Raw genomic sequence first — 21,358 nt, 5'->3', positions numbered from 1 at the left:
CCTTATGCTGCGGATGCTACCGGCGCGCCGGCGGCGGCGCCGATGCTGAAGCGGGCGGCGATGGCGCACAGGCTCGAGACCAGCACCAGCACGCTGAGGATGGTGAGGGTCTGGGCGATGTCGCCGGTGCCCTTCATCAGGAAGCCGGCCAGCACCGCGCCGACGTTGCCGCCGGCGCCGACGATGCCGGCCACGCCGCCCAGCGCCCTGGGCGCCACGAACGGCACCAGCGCATAGGTCGCGCCGCAGGCCATGTGGGTGAACAGCCCGAAGCACAGCATCGCGATCACCGCGTACGCCACGCCGTCCGCCTGGGCGAACCACAGCAGGCCCAGGCCCTCGCCGATCATCAGCACGAACAGCACGGTGACGCGGCTGTTCAGGTTCCCGCTGCGCGCGCCGCGGTCCGACAGCCAGCCGCCCAGGGCGCGGGCGAACAGCGCCAGCAGGCCGAAGCTGCCGGCCGCCAGGCCCGCCGCACCCAGCGACAGGCCGAACTTCTCGACGTAATAGACCGCCGCGATGTTGTGGATGAAGATCTCGATGCCGAAGCAGGCGCCGTAGGTGACGAACAGCAGCCAGGCGCGGTGGTTGCGGCAGGCCTCCGTGAAGCTCGCCCAGCCGCCCCGTCCCCCACTGCCTTGCGGCTGGATGCCCTGCTTGCGCAGCTCGTCGTAATTGCCCGCGGGGCAGTCCTGGGTGTAGCGCCAGTAGAAGAAGGCCATCACGATCATCATCACGCCCGGCGCCACCAGCGCCACCCGCCAGCCGAGGGTCTGCGACACGCCCAGCATGGTGAGGCTGGCCAGCAGCAGCGGCATCAGGGCCTGCGCCGCGCCGCCGCCGCTGTTGCCCCAGCCGGCCGCCGCCGCGTTGGCGGTGCCGACCACTTTCGGGCTGAACATCACCGAGGTGTGGTACTGGGTGATGACGAAGCTGGCGCCGACCGCGCCGATCCCGAGGCGGAACAGCAGGAAGCTCTCATAACTCTGCGCCATGGCCACGCCCAGCACCGGGATGGCGCCGAGGAGGAGCAAACCGGTGTAGGTCTTGCGCGGGCCGTAGCGGTCGCACAGCGGGCCGACGATCAGGCGCACGAAGATGGTGATGGCGACCGCCGCGATGTTGATGTTGGCGATCTGCTCCATCGTCAGGCCGAATTCCCCTTTGATCACCGGCATCAGCGGCGCGCAGGCGAACCAGGCGAAGAAGCAGATGAAGAAGGCGACCCAGGTGAGGTGGAAGGCGCGCATCGGCGCCGTGTCGAACGAGAAGAGCTTGATGCTGTCTGCTTTGCTGGCCATGTTTCTTCCTTTGGAAAACAAAACGGCGTCCGCGCTTCTGCCCATGAAGAGGCAGGAAGCCGCGGACGCCGTTGTCCTGGTTGCCGGTCCCTCGTTGGACCGGTCGAATGTGAAGAGGATCGCCATTGACCCTGTACTACCGTTATTGCAAGGGCCGTGCCAGGCCCGCGCCAGAGGGAGGGGACCAGCAGCTGCGCTACATTGCGGTGCACCATGCGCGCGAATGATGCACGCGGGCGCACCAGATCAGGCCGCGCCCCCGAATGAGGCGAGGTAGGCCGCGGGGTCGCTGCCGTCCCACACGCGGCCGTCGATCAGGGTCGAGCGGCGCAACACGCTGGTCGGCAGGTCGACGCCGACCTGGCTCGCGGCGTCGCGGTACAAGTCGATCCGGTTGACCTCCGCCGCCACCGAGCGCCAGGACGGATCGCTGCGCAGCAGGCCCCAGCGCCGCTGCTGGGTCAGGAACCACATGCCGTCGGACAGCCAGGGGAAGGTGGCCGCGCCGTCGCCGAAGAAGCGCAGGCCATTATGGCCGCGCCAGTGGTCCGGATCGCCGCCGCGGCCGGCCAGGCAGTACTGCAGCAGGGCGCGGTCGGCGTCGACATAGTGGGGGCTGGCCAGCACCTCGGCCGCGGCCTCGCGGTTCAGGCGCGCGGCGTCCAGCCAGCGCGCGGTTTCCAGCAGCGCCGCGATCATGGCGCGGCAGGTGTGCGGATTGGCGGCGGCGAAGTCGGCGCTGGCGCCCAGCACCTTGCCCGGATGGTCGGGCCAGATCGATTCGCTCGACACGGCCAGCGTCCCGGCGCCCTCGCGCACCGCGCGCTGGCCCCAGGGCTCGCCGGCGCAGAAGCCGTCGATGTGACCGGCCGCCAGGCTGGGCGCCATCTGGCAGGGCGGCACCGTCACCATGTCGCAGTCCCGCACCGGATCGATGCCGTCCGCCGCCAGCCAGTAGTACAGGAACATCGCGTGGTTCCCGGTCGGGAAGGTGTGGGCGAAGCGCAAGCGCCGTTCGCGTGCGCGCAGCGGCGCCACCGCGGCGGTCGACACCGTCACGCCCTGCCCGTTCTGGTTCAGGTTCATCAGCACCGCCATCTGGCGCGCGCGGGTGCCGATCCCCATCTGCAGGCCGTACAGGAGCCCATACAGCACGTGCGCCGCATCGAGTTCGCCGGCCAGCAGGCGGTCGCGCATGCCGGTCCAGGACAGTTCGCGGCTCAGCACGAAGCGCAGCCCATGCTTCTCGTCGAAGCCGAGCACCGACGCCATCACCAGCGGCGCGCAGTCCGCGAGCGGCATGAAGCCGATGCGCACGGTCGCGCGTTCCGGTTTGTCCGAGCCGGCGACCCAGGCGCCGCCCTTGTTCGATCCTGCCATAGTGTTCCTCTGTTGCGCCGCCGGCATCAGCCGAGCAGGTCTTCCACGTCGATCAGGCGCTGGGCGATCTCGTCCAGCTTCATGTTCTTGTTCATCGCCATGCTGCGCAGGCGCTGGTAGGCCTGGTCCTCGCTGAGGCGGTAGCGCGCCATCAGGAGGCCCTTGGCGCGGTCGACCAGCTTGCGCTCGACCAGCTTCTGGCGCGTGCCTGCCAGTTCGTCCAGCAGCTTCTGCTCACGCCGGAAGCGCGCCAGCGCCACGTCGAGCACCGGCTTGACCCGCTCGGCCTGCAGGCCGGCCACGATATAGGCCGACACGCCGGCGTCCAGCGCCGCGTCCATGCTGGCGGGCGCATCGTCTTCGGTGAACAGCACGATCGGCCGGCGCGCACTGCTTGTTGCGATCACGATGTGCTCGAGGATGTCGCGCGCACTGGAGGCGCTGTCGACGATGATCATGTCGGGCTGCAGCTGGCTGATCCGCTCGGCCAGGAACACGTCGGCCGGCAGCGAGGCCACCAGATCGTAGCCGCATTCGAGCAGGCCGATGCGCAGCGCGGCACTGCGGCGCGCCTGTTCGGCCGCCGCTTCGTTCTCTTCGGCCACCGGTGTAGCGGGATTGACGACAACGATGCGTAAGGAGGATGAGGCACTGCCGGGCGATTTCATGTCCTGTCGACATGCAAGATTCGCACCACCCTGTCGAGCAGCTCAGTCCGCCAGCCCTTTACATTCACAGTGGCAACAATGAGACATTCGCGTCGTAAATATCTGCGGACGAGAGAAGCCGACAATTATTCCTGGAATCTATCGCTGAGATCACAAACCGAAAGTTTATTTATGACGCGGACGTCCTTATACTGCAACGCAACATCGCATCACATCCTTACCCTGACAGGAGAACACCATGGCCGCATCCACCCGCCGTCTCGTCGCCAGCGCCGTCGCCGCCGTGCGCAGCTTTTCGATCGAACTCTACACCGCCCACGGCGGCTGGGCGCCGACCGTCCGCGGTTAAGCGCGCACGCTGCGCCGCAGCAGCGCCCCCCCAAATAACAGCGCCACCCGTACGTACGTACGGTGGCGCTGTTTTCTTGTGGGTCCCAACCATCCGTTTCGCTTCACCGCAACATTGTCTGCTGAGCTAGAATGCAAGCGCGTTTTTCTGGCAAGAAAGTCCCTTTCACTCAGCTCACCATTCGACAATGCGCATACCTGCACTCACTTCGTTTGCCGCGGCCTTCGCCCTGGCGCTGCCTGCGGCGGCGTCCACGCCCATCACCCTCGACCAGGCCATGGCCCATCCCGACTGGATCGGCACGCCGGTGGAAGCCGCCTGGTTCAGCTGGGATGGCAAGCAGGTGTTCTATAAACAGAAGCGCACCGGCTCGCCGATCCGCGACACCTGGCAGGTCGGCCAGGACGCCAAGCCGAAGCTGGTCCTCGATGCCGAGCTGACGAAGATCGACGGCGCCGACGTCATCTACAACCGCATGCACACCCGCGCCCTCATGCTGCGCAACGGCGACCTGTTCGAGCGCGACCTCAAGAGCGGCGCGCTGGTGCAGATCACCCGCGGCGCCGCCAAGCTCAATGCGATGCAGTACAGCAGCGACGAAGGCAGCGTCCAGTACCGCATCGACAACGACTGGTACGGCTGGGACCGCGCCAACAAGGTCGCCGGCCCGCTGGCCCTGCTGCGCGCCGCGAAAGACCCGGCCGCGAGCGAGGACGATCCGCTGCGCACGCAGCAGCTGCGCCTGAGCGAGCACCTGAAGCGCCAGAAGGACGACCGCGACGCCATGCGCGAACGCATGAACGAACAGCGCCGCAGCGACCCGACCCTGCCTCCGGGCCCGGTCTACCTGGGCGACAAGGTCGCCGTCGACAGCAGCGTGCTCTCGCCCGACGGCCGCTGGCTGATCGTGGTCACCGAGCCCAAAGGCGCCGACAAGGGCCGCACCGGCAAACTGCCGCGCTACGTGACCGAATCCGGCTACGAGGAAACCGAGGACGTGCGTTCGCGCGTCGGCCGCGCCATGCCGCCGGCGCACACCGTCAAGCTGGTCGACCTGCGCACGAACCGCGTGCAGGACCTGTCCTTCGACGTGCTGCCGGGCGTGACGACCGACCCGCTGGCCGAGCTGCGCGCCGCGGCGAAGAAAGACCCGTTGAAAGGCAACCGCGCGGTGCGCGTGATCGACGGCGCCGACGCCATCGACTGGACCGCCGACGGTTCGAAAGTCGCGGTGATGCTGCGCGCGGTCGACAACAAGGACCGCTGGATCGCCACCGTCGACCTGCAGGCCGCGAAGCTGCAGCCGCTGCACCGCCTGACGGACGGCGCCTGGGTCAACTACGACAACAACGAATTCGGCTGGCTGCCGGACAACCGCACCCTGTGGTACCTGTCCGAGGAAAGCGGCTACTCGCACCTGTACACCCAGGACAGCAACGGCGGCGCGCCGCGCGCCCTCACCAGCGGCAAGTGGGAAGCCTCGGACGTGCGCTGGTCGAAGGACGGCGCCACGGCCTGGGTGATGTGCAACCGCGCGACGCCGGGCGACTACGAAGTCTGCGCCGTCGACGCCCGGGGCGGTAACGTGAAGGAAGTCACCAGCCTGGACGGCGTCGAGCGCTTCCGCCTGTCGCCGGACGAGCGCAAGCTGCTGGTGCATTATTCGAGCAGCTACACCCCGATCCAGGTCGCCACCGTGCCGGCCGGCGGCGGCGCGGCGACCAGGCTGACCGACACCCGCAGCGACGCCTACAAGGCGCGCAGCTGGGTCGAGCCGCGGTACGTGGCGGTGCCCTCGAGCGCCGGCGGCGACCCGGTCTGGGCCAAGCTGTACCGCCCGGCCCAGCTCGAGCCGGGCAAGAAGTATCCGGTGGTGATGTTCGTGCACGGCGCCGGCTACCTGCAGAACGTGACCAGGCGTTATCCGAACTACTTCCGCGAGCAGATGTTCCACAACCTGCTGGTCCAGAACGGCTACGTCGTGCTCGACATGGACTACCGCGCCTCGAAGGGCTACGGCGCCAAGTGGCGCACCGCGATCTACCGCCAGATGGGCCACCCGGAGCTGGTCGACTACCTCGACGGCGTGAACTACATGGTGGCGCAGCAGCAGGGCGACAAGGCCAACGTCGGCGTCTACGGCGGCAGCTACGGCGGCTTCATGACCTTCATGGCCCTGCTGCGCGCACCGGAAACCTTCAAGGCCGGCGCCGCCCTGCGCCCGGTGACCGACTGGGTGACCTACAACCACGAGTACACCGCCAACATCCTGAACACGCCGGACATCGACCCGCAGGCCTACAAGATCTCGTCGCCGATCGAGTACGCCGACAAGCTGCAGGGCCACCTCCTGATCGCCCACGGCATGATCGACGATAACGTGTTCTACCAGGACTCGGTGCGCATGGCCCAGCGCCTGATCGAACTGAAGAAGGACCACTGGGAGCTGGCCAGCTACCCGCTGGAACGCCACGGCTACGTGCAGCCGGAAGCCTGGTACGACCAGTACCGCCGCATCTGGCAGCTGTTCGAGCGTACGCTCAAGCAGGGCAAGTAAGGTGTAAGATGCAGGGCGCCTCCAGGCGCCCTTTTCATTGGCCGGTCACTCATCCCATGCTGCTATCCCGCCTGAGCGTCGTCGTGTTCTCCCTTGCCGTGCCGGGCGCGGCGCAGGCGCAGGAATTCCCTGCCGGCGGCGGCCTCGATGACGCCCGCGTGCTCGAACACCGTTATGGCAAGAGCGCCCCCACGAAGGCGGATGCGGCGCCGGCGCGCGCCGCGGCGGCAGCTCCGATCCCGGGTGCGCTGGCCACGCTCTCCTTCGGCAACACCGGCCAGCAGGATCAGGACGATGTCCCGGTCACCTTCGGCCAGGTGTTCGGGGTCGGCCAGGTCGCTTCCAGCCAGCAGTTGCAGGCGCGGCTCGCCGACGGCGGCAGCGTGCCGGTACAGGTCGACATCAAGTCGCGCCATCCCGACGGCTCCGTCAGGCACGCGGTGGTGTCGCTGGTGCTCGCGCATTTGCCGCGCGACCGCCCGGCGGTGATCGGCCTGTTCGCCGGCGGCGCGAAAGGCGTGGCGCCGGCTGCGGGCCAGCGCGCGGCCATGCCCGGCAAGGAACTGGACGCCAGGGTCGAAGCGCGCCTGGAGGGCAAGCGCTGGAGCGCGCAGCTGCGTCCCCTGCTGGATCAGGACAGGGGCGCCCTCTGGCTCGACGGCCCGGTGGCGCGCGAATGGCTGCTGTCCACGCCCCTGCTCGATGCCGAGGGCCGCCCCCATCCGCACCTGGCCGCGCGCTTCGCCGTGCGCTGGTATCCGCTGCTCGCCAGGGCGCGTATCGACGTCACGGTCGAGAACAACTGGGCCTGGGAGCCGGCGCCGCAGAACTTCGTCTACGACGCCCGCATCATCGTGGGCGAAAACGAGGTCTACGCCCATCCGGGCCTGAACCATTATCACCACGCGCGCTGGCGCAAGCTGTTCTGGTGGGGCGGCGAACCGGCGCTGCACGTTCGCCACGACACCCGCCAGCTGATCGGCTCGCGCGCCGTGCCGAACTACGACCAGTCGGTGCGCATCGATGAAAAGGCGCTGGCGCAGCTGTACGGCATCTGGAACCGCGAGAAGGCGGAGCCGATGAGCACGGGCCTGGCCACGCGCGCCATGCCGACGACCGGCGGGCGCCCCGACATCGGCCTCATGCCCGGATGGGCCGCCATGTACCTGCTCGGGATGGACCCGCGTGCCCGCGAGATGACGATGGGCACCGCCGACCTGGCCGGCAGCTGGTCGATGCACTACCGCGACCGGCGCACCGGGCTGCCGGTCAGCCTGCTCGATTTCCCCTACATGACCCTGGTCGGCAACCCGGGCGACACGCGCAATCCGGCCACCGGCAAGAGCGAAATGTTCCCGGCCTGCGTGCGGCGCGGCGCCTGCGACACCCCGAACCAGCACGACATCTCGCACCAGCCGGCCTTCTCCTACCTGCCTTACCTGCTCACCGGCGACCACTTCCACCTGGAAGAACTGCAGTTCTGGGCCATGTACGACGTCTTCAACTCCAACCCCGGCTATCGCGACGCCAGCAAGGGGCTGCTCCGCCCCGAGCAGGTGCGCGGCCAGGCCTGGGCCCTGCGCACACTCGGGGAAGCCGCATACATCACGCCCGACACCCATCCGCTCAAGCGCCACTTCGCCCGGATCCTCGACGACAACCTGGACTGGTACAACGCCAGCTATGCCGACAACCCGCAGGCCAACCGGCTCGGAGCCATCGTCAATGGCTACGCGATGGCATACCACGACAAGCGCGGCTTGGCGCCCTGGCAGGACGATTTCTTCACCGCGGCTGTCGGCCACCTGGCGGAACTGGGCTTTGCCAAAGCCCGTCCGCTGCTGCGCTGGAAAGCGGCCTATCCCGTGATGCGGATGACGGGCGACGGCATGTGCTGGATCCACGGTGCGATGTACAGCATGATCGTGCGCGACAACGAACGTGCGCCCTTCTTCACCACCATCGGCGACGCTTACCGCGCCAGCGTCACCCCCGAGATGGCCGCCCTGCCCTGCGCCGGTCCGGACATGGCTTCCGCACTCAAGCTGCGCGTTGGCGAGATGACCGGCTATTCGTCGGGCGATTCCGGTTATCCGTCGAACATGCAACCGGCCCTGGCCTACGCCGCGGACGTACTCGGGGAGCCCGGCCGCAAGGCCTGGCGCCGGTTCATGGCCCGCAGTGTCAAGCCCGACTACGGCCTGGGGCCGCAGTTCGCCATCATCCCGCGCACCGAATCAGGCGCCGCCGAGGAAGTCCAGCAGCGTTAGCGCCACCACCTTGGTCGCCTTGCGCAGGTCGTCGAGCACCAGGCGCTCGTCGGCCTTCTTGGCGTTCGACTCCGGCACCGTGCGCGGCCCGGCGCCGTACAGCACCGCCGGGATGCCGTGCTCGCCGTACAGGCGCGCATCCGCATACAGGGGCGTGCCGCCGGCCGCGATCTCCTGGCCCAGGATGGCGCGCCCGTGCCGCTGCAGGCTCGCCACCAGGCGCTCGGAACCCGGCAACGGGCGCAGCGCCTGCGACAGCAGCAGGCGCCGGATCTCGAGCCGGATGCCGGGCATGCCGGCCACCGCCGCCTCGACCAGGGCGCGCACCTGCGCTTCCACCGCCGCCGGGTCTTCCTCGGGAATCATGCGCCGGTCCATCTTCATGACCACCTTGCCCGGCACCACATTGGTATTGGTGCCACCGTCGATGCGGCCAACCAGCATGGTGGGCGAATCGATGCCGGGCACCTGCGACCTGATCTTCTTCAGCTCCGGCAGCTGACCGTAGATCGCGTTCAGGATGCGGGACGCGGCCTGCAATGCGTCGACCGCCGTCTCCGGCATCGCGCCATGGCCGGCCTTGCCGTGCACCGTGATCTCGAGCTGCAGGCAGGCGTTGTGGGCGGTGACGATGCCGTAGCTGAAGCCGGCCGCGATCACGTAATCCGGGCGCGTGAGCTTCCGCTCCAGCAGCCAGCCGGGGCCGAGCAGGCCGCCGAATTCCTCGTCGTAGGTGAAGTGCAGCTCGAGCGCGCCTTTCAAGGGCAGGCCGAGCGCCTCCAGCGCCCGCGCCGCGAACACATAGGTGGCGAAATCGCTTTTCGACACCGCCGCTGCGCGGCCGTAGATGGCGCCGTTGTCAATCTCGGCGCCGTAGGGCGGCCTGGTCCAGCCCTCGCCCGGCGGGACCACGTCGCCGTGCGCGTTCAGCGCCACGGTCGGGCCGCCCGCGCCATAGGGGCGGCGCACGATCAGGTTGGTGATGCTCTGCATGCCGTAGTCGTGCACCTCCGCTTCCGGCACGGCGTGCTGCTCGGCGGTCCAGCCGTATTGTTCCAGCATGGCGGCGACAAGCTGCGCATGCGGCGCGTTGTTCCCCGGCGGGGTGTCGGTCGGCGTCCGGATCACCTGCTGCAGGAAGGCGACTTCCTCGTCGAAGTGGGCGTCGATCCAGTCCAGCAGGCGTTGTTGCGTTTGCGTGTCCATTCAGGGTTTTCCTGTCCGTGCGCCGGCTTCGAACCAGGCGCCGACCTGCGCCCGTTCGGCGTCGGTCATGTTGGTGAGGTTCGCCAGCGGCATCGCCTTCATCTGCACGGTCTGCTGGTAGATGCGGGCGGCGTTCCGGCTCACGTGTTCGGTGGTGTCCAGCATCACGCCGGCGGGGGCGGTGGCGAAGCCGGGCTGGGTCGGATGCGCCGCGTGGCAGGACACGCAGCGCTGGTCGATGATGGTGCGGACCTGCGCGAAGTCGACGCCCGGCGCCGCCGCGGCCGCGGGCGCCGGCGCGCTCGGCGCGATCGCCACCGCGACACCGGCCAGGATCGCAACGCCCGCCAGCGGATAGCGCCATTCGATGCGGCCCTTGTGGCGCAGGTTGAAGAAGTGGCGGATCAACACGCCCGCCGCCATGATCGCGCCCAGCACCGCCCAGGAGAACGCGTGGCGGTAGGTCATCGCATAATGGTTGCTGATCATGATGAACAGCACCGGCAGGGTGAAGTAGTTGTTGTGGACGCTGCGCTGCTTGGCCTTGATGCCGTGGACGGGGTCGGGCTTCTCGCCCGCCAGCATGGCGTTCACCATCTTGCGCTGGCCCGGGATGATCAGCATCGCCACGTTCGCCACCATCATGGTCCCGATCATCGCGCCCACGTGCAGGTAGGCGGCGCGGCCGCTGAGCAGATGGGTCAGCACATAGCTGCTGGCCACCAGGAAGGCGAAGATCGTCAGGCCGAAGGCCAGGTCGTGCCGGCCCAGGGGCGAGCGGCACAGCAGGTCGTAGACCACCCAGCCAACCACCAGGCTGCCCAGGCCGATGCCGACCGCCTGCCAGGACGAGAGATCGGCCACGCCGCGGTCGACCATCATGGCCTGGGCGTTCAGGTAGTAGACGATGACCAGCAGCGCGAAGCCCGACAGCCAGGTCGAATACGCTTCCCACTTGAACCAGTGAAGTTCCTTCGGCAGCGCGGCGGGCGCCACCAGGTATTTCTGCGGATTGTAGAAGCCGCCGCCGTGCACCGCCCACAGCTCGCCCGACACGCCCTTTTTCGCCAGCTCCGAATCGGGCGCCGGGGGACGGATGGTGTTGTCGAGCCAGACGAAATAGAAGGAGGCGCCGATCCAGGCGATGCCGGTGATGATGTGCAGCCAGCGCACGAGCAGGTTGAGCCATTCGAGGCCGTATGCGCCGAGATGAGCGGCCAGGTGTCCAAATGCGTCCATGCGGCGTCCTTATGTGGTTTCCCCGACGATAGCCTGATTTCAATTTCTGCAACATGAAAACTAGCGTATATTCGACATAACCAGATTGATATACGCAAACCGACGCCGCCGATGTCCAGCCTGCCCCAGCACCTCGACCTGCACCTGATCCGCATCCTCTACCTGCTGCTGGTGGAGAAGAACGTCTCGCACGTGGCGCTCAAGCTGAACCAGCCGCAGCCCTCGATCTCGGCCTCGCTGCGCAAGCTGCGCGAGCTGACCGGCGACCCGCTGCTGGTGCGCGGCGCGCGCGGCATGGTGCCGACCCAGCATGGCGAGACCCTGCTGAAACCGGCCAAGCGCATCCTGGACGAAGCCGAGGGCCTGTTCGTCAGGAAGTCGCCCTTCGTGCCCGAAGAAGCGACACGCACCTTCCACATCGCCGCCCCCGACTACCTCGACACCCAGTTCCTGCCGAACGTCGTCGCGGCGCTGCGCCGCGGTTCGCCGGGCAGCAAGGTCGTGTTCCACAGCCTGGGGCCGGGCCTGGACTACCTGCGCATGCTGTCCGACGGCGAGATGGACCTCGTGATCGCCAACTGGGACGAGCCGCCGGCCCACCTGCACATGTCCAAGCTGTTCGAGGACCCGATCATCTGCACCATGCGCGCCGACAGCCCCTATGCGCGGCGCACCGCAAGCGACGCGATGACGGTCGAGGACTACCTGTCGCTGCCGCACGTGGCGCCGTCGCAGATGCTGCCGGGCTACCATGGCGTGATCGACGCCTTCCTCGACCGCCAGGGCCTGCAGCGCAAGGTGGCGGTCGAGTCGCCCTACTTCGGCGTGATTCCCTACATGCTGACCCAGACCGATCTGGTCCTGACCACCGGGCGCCAGTTCATCCGCTTCTACGAGCGCACGCTGCCCCTCAAGAGCTTCACGGTGCCGATCAAGTTTCCGCCGATGCGCTTCTACCAGCTGTGGCACCAGCGGGTGCACCAGTCGTCCGAACACAAATGGCTGCGCGACCAGGTCAGCGCCGCGGCGCGCGCGCTGGTGGGCAAATAACCCCATACTGCGTATGCGTTGCGGCGTATGAACCCGGAGGCGTACAGGATTTATCATCCCGTGACCCACGGAGGCATTCTTGAACACGACCACCCTGCCGCACCTGAACAGCTGCCCGCCCGCCGCCTTCGTCGAGGCGCTGCAGGGCGTCTACGAGCACTCGCCCTGGATCGCCGACCGCGCCGCCGCCATGCGCCCCTTCGCCAGCGTCGCCGCCCTCAAGCAGGCCTTGCAGGCGGTGGTCCAGCAGGCGTCGAACGACGAGCGGCTGGCCCTGCTGCGCGCCCACCCGGAACTGGCCGGCAAGGCGGCCATCGCCGGCGAGCTGACGGCGGAATCCACGGGCGAACAGGCGGCGTCGGGTCTGGACCGCTGCAGCCTCGACGAGTACGGGCAGCTGCAGCAACTGAACAAGGACTATGGCGACAAGTTCGGCTTCCCCTTCATCCTCGCGGTAAAGGGACCGACCGGACGCGGCTTGACCCGCGCCGCCATCATCGCGACCTTCGCGCGCCGGCTCGAGAACAGTCTCGACGCCGAAATGGCCGAATGCCTGCGCCAGGTGCACCGCATCGCCGAGATCCGCCTGAACGCCCTGCTCGGCGTGGCGCTGCGCTTCGGCCCGCAGGTGATGGACTGGGCGGAAACCCTGGGCGCGATCAGCGACGGCGGCGACGGGCTCACCTGCGCCTACATGACACCGAGCCACATCCGCACCGCCGCCCGGCTGGCGGACTGGATGCGCGAGGCCGGCATGACGGTGCACATCGACGCGGTCGGCAACGTCATTGGCCGCTATGCGGCGGCGCAGCCGGATGCGCGGGTATGGATGACCGGCTCGCACTACGACACCGTCCGCAACGGCGGCAAGTACGACGGCCGGCTCGGCATCCTGCTGCCGATCGCGCTGGTGCGCCACCTGCATGAACGCGGCGAGCGCCTGCCCTTCCACCTCGACGTGGTCGGCTTCGCGGAAGAGGAAGGCGTGCGCTTTCGCAGCACCTTCCTGGGCAGCAGCGCGATCACCGGGCGCTTCGATGCCGCTCTTCTCGAGCAGCGCGACGGCGACGGCGTGACGATGCGCTCTGCCTTGGCGGCGGCCGGCCACGATCCATCGTCGATTCCCGCCATCGCGCGCGACCCCGCCTCCCTGCTCGGCTTCGTCGAAGTCCACATCGAGCAGGGCCCGGTGCTGCTCGAGCGCGGCCTGCCGGTCGGCGTGGTGACGGCGATCGCCGGCAGCTCGCGCTACCTGGTCGAACTCATGGGCGTGGCCGGCCACGCCGGCACCACGCCGATGGACATGCGGCGCGACGCCGCCGCGGCGGCGGCCGAGATCGTGCTGCTGGTCGAGGAGCGCTGCGGCGGACGCGGCTCGCTGGTCGGCACCGTCGGCCAGCTCGAGGTACCGTCCGGCTCGGTCAACGTGATCCCGGGCCGCTGCCGGCTGTCGCTCGACATCCGCGCGGCCAGCGACGCAGAGCGCCTGGCGGCGGTGGACGACATCCTGGCCGGCATCGGCGCCATCTGCGCGCGGCGCGGTGTCAAGGAGCAGCTGTGGAAGCTGGTGGAAGCGGACGCCGCGCCCTGCTCGCCGCGCCTGATGGACATGCTGGGCGACGCCCTCCTCGACAGCGGCCTGCCGCGCTTCGACCTGCTGTCCGGCGCCGGCCACGATGCGATGGAGATGGCGCGGATCACGGAGGTCGCCATGCTGTTCACCCGCTGCGGCAACGGCGGCATCAGCCACAATCCGCTCGAGACCATGACGGCGGACGATGCCGAGGTGGCGGGCGAAGTGCTGCTCGGTTTCCTGCGACGCCTCAGCTATTAGATAGGTTCTTGGTCTTGACCCGCAGGATCGCCAGGATGGCCAGCGCGAACAGGGCGCTCAGCACCGCGGTCGCCTCGCGCCCCATGCCGGCGGCGATACCGACGGCGGCGGTCAGCCACACGCTGGCGGCCGTGGTGAGGCCCTTGATGTCGTCTTTCTGGGATTGCTTGAGGATGGCGCCGGCGCCGATGAAGCCGATGCCGGCGGTGATCCCCTGCAGCACGCGCGAGATGTCGCCGATCTCCATCCCCGCCTGCAGCGGAATCAGCACGAACAGCGCCGCGCCGAGCGAGACCAGCATGTGGGTGCGCAGGCCGGCCGAGGCGCCGACCGATTCGCGTTCATAGCCGAGCAGGCCGCCCAGCGCCACCGCCACCAGCAGGCGCACGACGATGCGGGTGATGTCCTCGACGCTGCCCACGTCCGCGAATTCCTGCTGTATCGTCAGCCAGCTTCTCTCGATCCACACCTTGTACGCCCTCCAGTCGCACTATTCCAGTAGCATGGAATGATGCCATTTCGACAGGGAGGGCGTCGCCACGTTCAGCTCAAGCGGCGATGCCGGCCCGCTCCAGCATCGCATGCAGCAGCACGTTGCAGCCGGCTTCCAGGTGATCCGGGCGCGCATCCTCGATCTCGTTGTGGCTGATGCCATCCTTGCAGGGCACGAAGATCATCCCGGCCGGGGCGACGCGGGCGGCGTAGATGGCGTCGTGGCCGGCGCCGGAGACCACGTCCATGTTCGAATAGCCGAGTTGTTCGGTGGCGGCGCGCACGGCGTTCACGCAGTCGGGGTGGAAGGGGCATGGCGGGTAATAGGAGACCCGCTCGACCTCGATCGCCAGGCCGCTTTGCTCGCGGGTGCGCGCCACGAAGGCCAGCATCTCCTCGTGCATGGTGTTCAGCAGACCGTCGCTCACGTTGCGCAGGTCGATGCTGAACTTGACCTGGCCGGGGATCACGTTGCGGCTGTTGGGAAACACCTGCACCATGCCGACCGTGCCGCGGCCATAGGGCGGGTAGCGGTTCGCGATCGCCACCACTTCCTGCATGATGGTGGTGGCCACCTGCAGCGCGTCGCGGCGCAGGCCCATCGGGGTCGGCCCAGCATGCGCCTCCATGCCGGTGACGACGCAGTCGTACCAGGACAGGCCCATCACCGCCGGCACCACGCCGATCACCTTGTCAGCATCTTCCAGCACCGGGCCCTGCTCGATGTGGGTTTCGAAGTAGGCGCCGATCGGGTGGCGGCCGGGGATCTCGTCGCCGAGGTAGCCGATGCGTTCCAGTTCCTCGCGCACGCTTTTCCCGTCGACGTCGCGCGCGGCGTAGGCCGTCTCCAGGCTGAAGGCGCCGCAGAACACGCCGGAACCCATCATCACGGGCACGAAGCGCGAGCCCTCCTCGTTGGTCCAGAAGGCGACCTCGATCGGCGCCTCGGTCTGGATGCCCTTGTCATTCAGGGTGCGCACCACTTCCAGGCCGGCCAGCACGCCGTAGTTGCCGTCGAACTTGCCGCCGGTCGGCTGGGTGTCGACGTGGCTGCCGGTGACGATGGGCAGGGCGTCCGGATTGCGCCCTTTGCGGCGCATGAAGACGTTGCCGATCTGGTCGACCGTCACCTCCAGCCCCGCCTCGCGGCCCCAGCGCACCACCAGGTTGCGGCCCTCGCGGTCGAGGTCCGTCAGGGCCAGGCGCTTGACGCCGCCCTTCTCGGTGGCGCCGATGGCGGCCAGGTCCATCAGCGATTGCCACAGGCGCTCGCCGTCGATGCGCAGCTCAATCATGCCCGTTCTCCTCAGGCGGTGGTTGGGGTGAAGGCCGGACGCTCGATGTAGCGCCCGGCCCCGGCTTCGGCGCGCAGCTCGCCGCGTTCGAACACCAGCTTGCCGGCGGCGACCGTGTGGGTCGGGATGCCGCGCACGGTGCGGCCCTCGAAGACGTTGAAGCCGCCTTTCGAGAACTGGGTGCTGGCCGAGATCGTCCGGCTGCCGTTCGGGTCCCATACCACCAGGTCGGCGTCCGCGCCCACCGCGACGACGCCCTTGCGCGGGTAGACGTTGAAGATCTGGGCCGCGTTGGTGGAGGTCACGCGCACGAATTCCGAAGGTGTGAGCAGGCCCGTGTTCACGCCCGCGTCCCAGATCACGGCCATGCGTTCTTCCACGCCGCCGCAGCCGTTCGGGATCCGCGTGAAATCGTCCTTGCCGGCCGCCTTCTGCTCGGCGCAGAAGGTGCAGTGATCGGTGGCGGTGGTGTGCAGGTTCCCGCCGCGCAGGCCCTGCCACAGTGCGTCCTGATGGTGTCGGCTCCTGAAGGGCGGGCTCATGACGTGGCCACGCGCGAACTCCGGGTCCGGGTGGCGGTAGACGCTGTCGTCGATGACGAGGTGGCCGGCCAGCGCCTCGCCGTACACGCGCTGCCCCTTGGCGCGCGCCCGCGCGATGGCGTCCAGCGACTCGGCGCAGGACACGTGCACGATGTAGACCGGGGTGCCGAGCACGTTGGCGATCGCGATCGCGCGGTTGGCGGCTTCGGCTTCGACTTCGGGCGGGCGCGAGAGCGGATGCGCTTCGGCGCCGGTGATCCCTTTCTTCAGGAGTTCTTGCTGCAGCTGGTAGACCAGTTCGCCGTTCTCGGCATGCACGGTCGGGATCGCGCCCAGCTCCAGCGCACGGCGGAAGCTGTTCACCAGCGTCTCGTCGTCGGCCATGATGGCGTTCTTATAGGCCATGAAGTGCTTGAAACTGTTCACGCCGTGCTCGCGCACCAGCACGCCCATCTCTTCGTGCACAGAGGGGTCCCACCAGGTGACGGCGACGTGGAAGGTGTAGTCGGCGGCCGATTTCTTCGCCCAGCCACGCCAGGTGTGGAAGGCCTCGAGCAGCGACTGCTTCGGGTCGGGGATGACGAAGTCCATGATGGTGGTGGTGCCGCCCGCCAGGCCCGCCGCGGTGCCGGTGTAGAAGTCGTCCATCGTCACCGTGCCCATGAAGGGCAGCTGCATGTGGGTGTGGGTGTCGATCCCGCCCGGCATCACGTACTGCCCGCCGGCGTCGATGATCGTGGCGCCCGCTGGGGCGTCGAGGTTCTCCCCGATCGCCACCACCTTGTCGTTGGAGCACAGCACGTCGGCGCGGAAAGCGCGGTCCGCGTTCACCACGGTGCCGCCACGGATCATCGTCGTCATCAAGCTTCTCCTTTAAGTGTGTCTCGGCGCCAGCGCGGGCACGCGCTGGCCTTTCATCATGGCGCCATAGACCACGGCCGCGATGGCCAGGCCCACGAACCACGCGTAGGTATAGATGGTCTTGAAGGTCTCGCCCACATCCGGGAAGGCGGACGGGAAGGCCGCGTTCATGAAGCCCGGGATGTTGGGCAGCACGCCGGCCACGAAGGCCACGATGGCGGCCGGGTTCCAGCCGCCGCGATAGGCGTAGACGCCGTCCTCGCGGTACAGCTGGTCGACGTCGAGCCGGGTGCGGCGCACCAGGTAGTAGTCGACCATCAGGATGCCGGCGATGGGCCCCAGCAGCGCGGAGTAGCCGACCAGCCAGGTGAAGATGTAGTTCTGGGTGCTCTCCAGGATCTTCCAGGGCATCATGGCCAGCGCGATGCCGGCGGTGATGTAGCCGCCCGTGCGGTAGGAAATGCGCTTCGGCGACAGCGCGGAAAAATCGTAGGCCGGGCCGACCAGGTTGGCGGCCAGGTTCACGCTGGCCGTGTCGATCAGCAGGATGATCAGGGCGACCAGCACGGCGATGCCGGTCATGCGGCTGGCCACGTCGACCGGGTCCCACAGCGCTTTGCCATACAGGACGATGGTGGCCGAGGTGACGGTGACGGCCAGGGCCGCCAGCAGGGCCATGGGCAGCGGCAGGCCGAGGCTCTGGCCGATCACCTGGTCGCGCTGGGTGGTGGCGAAGCGGGTGAAGTCGGGAATGTTCAAGGCCAGCGTGGCCCAGTAGCCGATCATGGCGGTGAGCGAGGGCCAGAACACGGACCAGAACAGGCCGGCCTTGGGACCGCCTTCGACGAATTGCGAGGGTTGCGCGAGCAGCGGACCGAAGCCGCCGACCTTGTCGTAGACCCACCAGAGCAGCAGGAAGCAGATCGCGATTTTCAACGGCGCGGTGTAGGTCTCCAGCTTCCGGATCGAGTCCATGCCGTGCACGATGAAGTACATCTGGATCGCCCAGAAGCCGAGGAAGCAGGCCAGCTGGCCGAAATTGATGCCCAGGCCCGGCAGGGGTTCGCCGCCGATCGGGGCGCCGAGCAGCACGCCCAGCAGGGTATAGATCATGCTGCCGCCGAACCAGGTCTGGATGCCGTACCAGCCGCAGGCGACGATGGCGCGCATGAAGGCGGGCAGGCGCGCGCCGCGGGTGCCGAAGGAGGCGCGCGCCAGCACCGCATACGGGATGCCGTACTTGGTGCCGGCGTGGCCGATCAGCAGCATCGGCGCCAGCACGATCACGTTGGCGAAGAACACCGTCAGCACCGCCTGCCAGGCCGACATGCCGCTCTCGATCAGGCTGGACGCCAGCATGTAGGCGGGGATGCTGATCACCATGCCGACCCAGAGGGCGGCGAAGTGGTACCAGCGCCAGGTGCGCTGCGCCGGCGTGGTGGGGGCCAGGTCGTGGTTCCAGAGTTCAGGGCTGGCGTTGTGGTTTGTCGTCACGGCGGGACTCTCCTGGTCGGTGGCAAAAAATTGGCCAGCCGAGTGTAGCTGTTTTTCGTAGGGTGGGCGGCTCGTCCGCCCACGCGTTCAAACCGACCATGAATTGTGGCGCGATTGATCGTCGGCCAGTTGAACGCGTGCGCGGAGGACCGCCCACCCTACGTAAGTACCTCTGCTCTTGGGTTACGCGGATCCTGCGTCCAGTTCATATAAGGTTTGCCGGTCTCCTGCGGCACCATCGTGATGCAGGCCTCGACCGGGCAGGTGATCTCGCACAGGTTGCAGCCCACGCATTCGTCGCGGATCACCTCGAAACGCCGCCCGCCCATCGCATCCACGCCGAAGCCGATGGCCTGGTGCGAGGTGTCCTCGCAGGCGACGTAGCACTTGCCGCACTTGATGCACTTGTCCTGGTCGATATGGGCGATGACCTGGTAGTTCATGTCCAGGTACTTCCAGTCCGTGGTGTTGCCCACCGCCTTGCGCGAGAAGGCGGCGATGTTGGGGTAGCCCTGCGTATCCATCCAGCGCGACAAGCCGTCCTTCATCTCTTCGACGATGCGAAAGCCGTGCAGCATCGCGGCCGTGCATACCTGCACGCAGCCGGCGCCCAGCGCGATGAACTCGGCCGCGTCGCGCCAGTTCGCGATGCCGCCGATGCCGGAGATCGGCAGCCCGGCCGTGACGGGGTCGCGCGCGATCTCGGCCACCATGTTCAGCGCGATCGGCTTGACCGCCGAGCCGCAATAGCCGCCGTGGGTGCTGGCGCCGCCCACGATTGGGTGAGCCACCATGCGGTCCAGGTCGAGGTGGGTGATCGAATTGACCGTGTTGATGAGCGAGACCGCATCCGCCCCGCCGGCCAGCGCGGCCCGCGCCGGATGGCGTACGTCGGTGATGTTCGGGGTCAGCTTGACGATGACGGGCAGGCGCGTGTGCTTCTTGCACCAGCCGGTCACCATTTGCACATACTCCGGCACCTGGCCGACCGCCGCGCCCATGCCGCGCTCGGGCATGCCGTGCGGACAGCCGAAATTCAGTTCGATGCCATCGGCGCCGGTGGCTTCCACCAACGGCAGGATCGCTGCCCACGGCGCTTCTTCGCAGGGCAGCATCAGCGAGACGATCATGGCGCGGTCCGGCCAGGCCTGTTTCACCTGGGCGATCTCGCGCAAATTTGTTTCCAGACTGCGGTCGGTGATCAGCTCGATGTTGTTGAAGCCGATGACCTCGCGGTTCTTGCCGTAGTGGGCCGAGTAGCGCGAAGAGACGTTCACCGCCGGGGGATCTTCGCCGAGCGTCTTCCACACCACCCCGCCCCAGCCGGCCTCGAAGGCGCGCACCACGTTATACGCCTTGTCGGTCGGCGGCGCGGAGGCCAGCCAGAAGGGATTCGGGCTCTTGATGCCGCAGAAGTCGATGCTCAGGTCGGCCATGCTGCCTCCGTGCTTGTCTGGATGTCTGCGTGGATGGCGTGGGCCGCCAGCTTGCCGTGCTGGACCGCCTGCACCGTCAGGTCCTGGCCCGGGGCGATACAATCGCCGCCGGCATAGATCCCCGGGATCGCGGTGCGGAACTGGGCGTCGACCCGGATCCGGTCGCCTTCGCGTACCAGGGCGTCGCCAAGACCGTCCTCGCACATGCCCTGGCCGATGGCCTTGAACACGGCGTCGGCCGCGATCTCCACAAAAGCGCCGGTACGCACCAGCCGTCCCTCTTCCATGCGGGTCTGCTCGAAGCGCATGCCGGCCACGCGGCCGTCCGTATCGAGCAGCACCTCGAGCGGCGCGGCCCAGGTGCGGATGCGCACGAAGTTCGCCTTGGCGATCTCGATCTCGTGGCCGGTCGCGCTCATCGATTCCAGGCCGCGGCGGTAGACCAGGGTGACGTCCTCCGCGCCCAGGCGCTTGATCTGCACAGCCATGTCGACCGCCGTATTGCCGGCCCCGATGACGATGGCGCGCCGCGGCACCGGCAGCCGCGACAGGTCATCGGCCTGGCGCAGCGCGGCGATGTAGTCGGTGGCGGCCATCAGGCCGGGCGCATCCTCGCCGGTGAGTCCGAGCGCGCGGCTGGCGCCCAGGCCGAGGCCGAGGAAGACCGCATCGTAGCGGGTGTGCAGGTCGGCGAGAACGAGGTTCTCGCCGAGCCGACAGCCGTACTCGATGCGGATGCCGCCGATCGCCATCAGGAAATCGACTTCCTCCTGCGCGAAGTCGCCCGGCAGCTTGTATTTGGCGATGCCGAATTCGTTCAGCCCACCCGCTTTCTCGCGCGCCTCGTACACGACCACGTCGTTGCCGAGCAGGGCCAGCCGGTGCGCACAGGACAGGCCGGCGGGGCCCGCGCCGACCACGGCGATGGTCTTGCCGGTCGCCGGGGCGCGCGTGAAGGGATGACCGGAGAACCGGGCATTGTCGAGCGCATAGCGCTGCAGCAGCCCGATGCGCACCGGATCGCGCTCGACCGGGTTGTTGCGCACGCAGGACTGCTCGCACAGGATCTCGGTCGGGCACACGCGGGCGCAGCTGCCCCCGAAGATGTTCGCCTTCAGGATGCCGTAGGCGGCGCCGTCGATATTGTCGTCCTGGATGTTGCGGATGAAGCCGGCGACGTCGATGCCGGTCGGGCAGGCGTTCATGCAGGGCGCGTCGTAGCAGTAGAGGCAGCGCGCCGCCTCCAGCGCGGCCTGGCGCGCGCTCAAGGGCGGCGCCAGGTCGGTGAATTGTGCAGCCAGTTCGCCGTTCGATCCTGCCGCTGGCGGCAGGTGCTGGAGTGATTCGATCATGCGCATCCCTTCTGGTTGGTTGGACGACG

Annotated in this window: 15 protein-coding genes; 4 read left to right on the top strand and 11 right to left on the bottom strand. The window is 68.0% G+C overall.

The features are described from left to right. Positions 1–2 precede the first annotated feature (2 nt). The 3 genes from LQ564_RS13750 to LQ564_RS13740 all read right to left on the bottom strand — a co-directional run bounded on the left by LQ564_RS13750 (position 3) and on the right by LQ564_RS13740 (position 3,352). Complete coding sequence (locus tag LQ564_RS13750; protein ID WP_231058672.1) at positions 3–1,304, bottom strand: MFS transporter; 1,302 nt, start codon at positions 1,302–1,304, stop codon at positions 3–5. A 246-nt stretch (positions 1,305–1,550) separates the two neighbouring features. Continuing rightward, the gene (locus LQ564_RS13745; protein ID WP_231058671.1) at positions 1,551–2,684 is read right to left on the bottom strand and encodes a CmpA/NrtA family ABC transporter substrate-binding protein; all 1,134 of its coding nucleotides are present in this window, start codon (positions 2,682–2,684) and stop codon (positions 1,551–1,553) included. 26 nt (positions 2,685–2,710) lie between these two features. Then, a complete protein-coding gene (locus tag LQ564_RS13740) occupies positions 2,711–3,352 on the bottom strand; it encodes an ANTAR domain-containing response regulator (RefSeq protein ID WP_231058670.1) in 642 nt (213 codons plus the stop codon). Positions 3,353–3,888: 536 nt separating this feature from the next. On the opposite strand from LQ564_RS13740, the gene LQ564_RS13735 reads away from it, so the two are divergent. Continuing rightward, positions 3,889–6,258 carry a S9 family peptidase gene (locus LQ564_RS13735; RefSeq protein ID WP_231058669.1) on the top strand — a complete coding sequence of 790 codons (2,370 nt, stop codon included), beginning with the start codon at positions 3,889–3,891 and terminating at the stop codon, positions 6,256–6,258. Between the two features lie 56 nt (positions 6,259–6,314). Continuing rightward, a complete protein-coding gene (locus tag LQ564_RS13730; RefSeq protein WP_231058668.1) occupies positions 6,315–8,528 on the top strand; it encodes an RIFT barrel domain-containing protein in 2,214 nt (737 codons plus the stop codon). Here the strand turns inward: LQ564_RS13730 and LQ564_RS13725 are convergent. Both LQ564_RS13725 and LQ564_RS13720 read right to left on the bottom strand, forming a co-directional pair. Beyond that, positions 8,496–9,734, bottom strand: a complete 1,239-nt coding sequence (locus tag LQ564_RS13725; RefSeq protein ID WP_231058667.1) for a M20/M25/M40 family metallo-hydrolase — start codon at positions 9,732–9,734, stop codon at positions 8,496–8,498. The genes LQ564_RS13730 and LQ564_RS13725 overlap by 33 nt on opposite strands. Continuing rightward, entirely contained in the window at positions 9,735–10,973 is a 1,239-nt protein-coding gene (locus LQ564_RS13720; RefSeq protein ID WP_231058666.1) for a urate hydroxylase PuuD, read from the bottom strand. Positions 10,974–11,084: 111 nt separating this feature from the next. On the opposite strand from LQ564_RS13720, the gene LQ564_RS13715 reads away from it, so the two are divergent. Together LQ564_RS13715 and LQ564_RS13710 are read left to right on the top strand one after the other, a co-directional pair. After that, positions 11,085–12,023 (top strand): LysR substrate-binding domain-containing protein, encoded by a 939-nt coding sequence (locus tag LQ564_RS13715; protein WP_231058665.1) that lies wholly within the window; start codon positions 11,085–11,087, stop codon positions 12,021–12,023. Between the two features lie 79 nt (positions 12,024–12,102). Further along, positions 12,103–13,857: an allantoate amidohydrolase gene (locus tag LQ564_RS13710; protein WP_231058664.1), complete on the top strand. Its 1,755-nt coding sequence runs from the start codon at positions 12,103–12,105 to the stop codon at positions 13,855–13,857. On the opposite strand, the gene LQ564_RS13705 is transcribed toward LQ564_RS13710, so the two are convergent. From LQ564_RS13705 to LQ564_RS13680, 6 genes are all read right to left on the bottom strand, one after another. After that, entirely contained in the window at positions 13,847–14,326 is a 480-nt protein-coding gene (locus tag LQ564_RS13705; protein ID WP_231058663.1) for an MgtC/SapB family protein, read from the bottom strand. The genes LQ564_RS13710 and LQ564_RS13705 overlap by 11 nt on opposite strands. Before the next feature lie 79 nt (positions 14,327–14,405). After that, entirely contained in the window at positions 14,406–15,644 is a 1,239-nt protein-coding gene (locus tag LQ564_RS13700) for a Zn-dependent hydrolase (RefSeq protein ID WP_231058662.1), read from the bottom strand. 11 nt (positions 15,645–15,655) lie between these two features. Then, positions 15,656–17,047, bottom strand: a complete 1,392-nt coding sequence (hydA, locus tag LQ564_RS13695) for a dihydropyrimidinase (RefSeq protein WP_231058661.1) — start codon at positions 17,045–17,047, stop codon at positions 15,656–15,658. 12 nt (positions 17,048–17,059) lie between these two features. Then, positions 17,060–18,541, bottom strand: a complete 1,482-nt coding sequence (locus LQ564_RS13690; RefSeq protein ID WP_231058660.1) for an NCS1 family nucleobase:cation symporter-1 — start codon at positions 18,539–18,541, stop codon at positions 17,060–17,062. A 158-nt stretch (positions 18,542–18,699) separates the two neighbouring features. Continuing rightward, positions 18,700–19,977, bottom strand: coding sequence for an NAD-dependent dihydropyrimidine dehydrogenase subunit PreA (gene preA / locus LQ564_RS13685; RefSeq protein ID WP_231058659.1), 1,278 nt, complete (start codon positions 19,975–19,977; stop codon positions 18,700–18,702). Next, positions 19,965–21,329: an NAD(P)-dependent oxidoreductase gene (locus LQ564_RS13680; RefSeq protein WP_231058658.1), complete on the bottom strand. Its 1,365-nt coding sequence runs from the start codon at positions 21,327–21,329 to the stop codon at positions 19,965–19,967. Before LQ564_RS13680 ends, preA begins: the two co-directional genes overlap by 13 nt. Positions 21,330–21,358: the final 29 nt, after the last annotated feature.

The sequence above is a fragment of the Massilia phyllostachyos genome (assembly GCF_021044825.1).
GTDB classification, from domain to species: domain Bacteria; phylum Pseudomonadota; class Gammaproteobacteria; order Burkholderiales; family Burkholderiaceae_D; genus Telluria; species Telluria phyllostachyos.
Note: the sequence above shows the minus strand (reverse complement) of the source record. Positions and strands in the feature narration are given on the sequence as shown.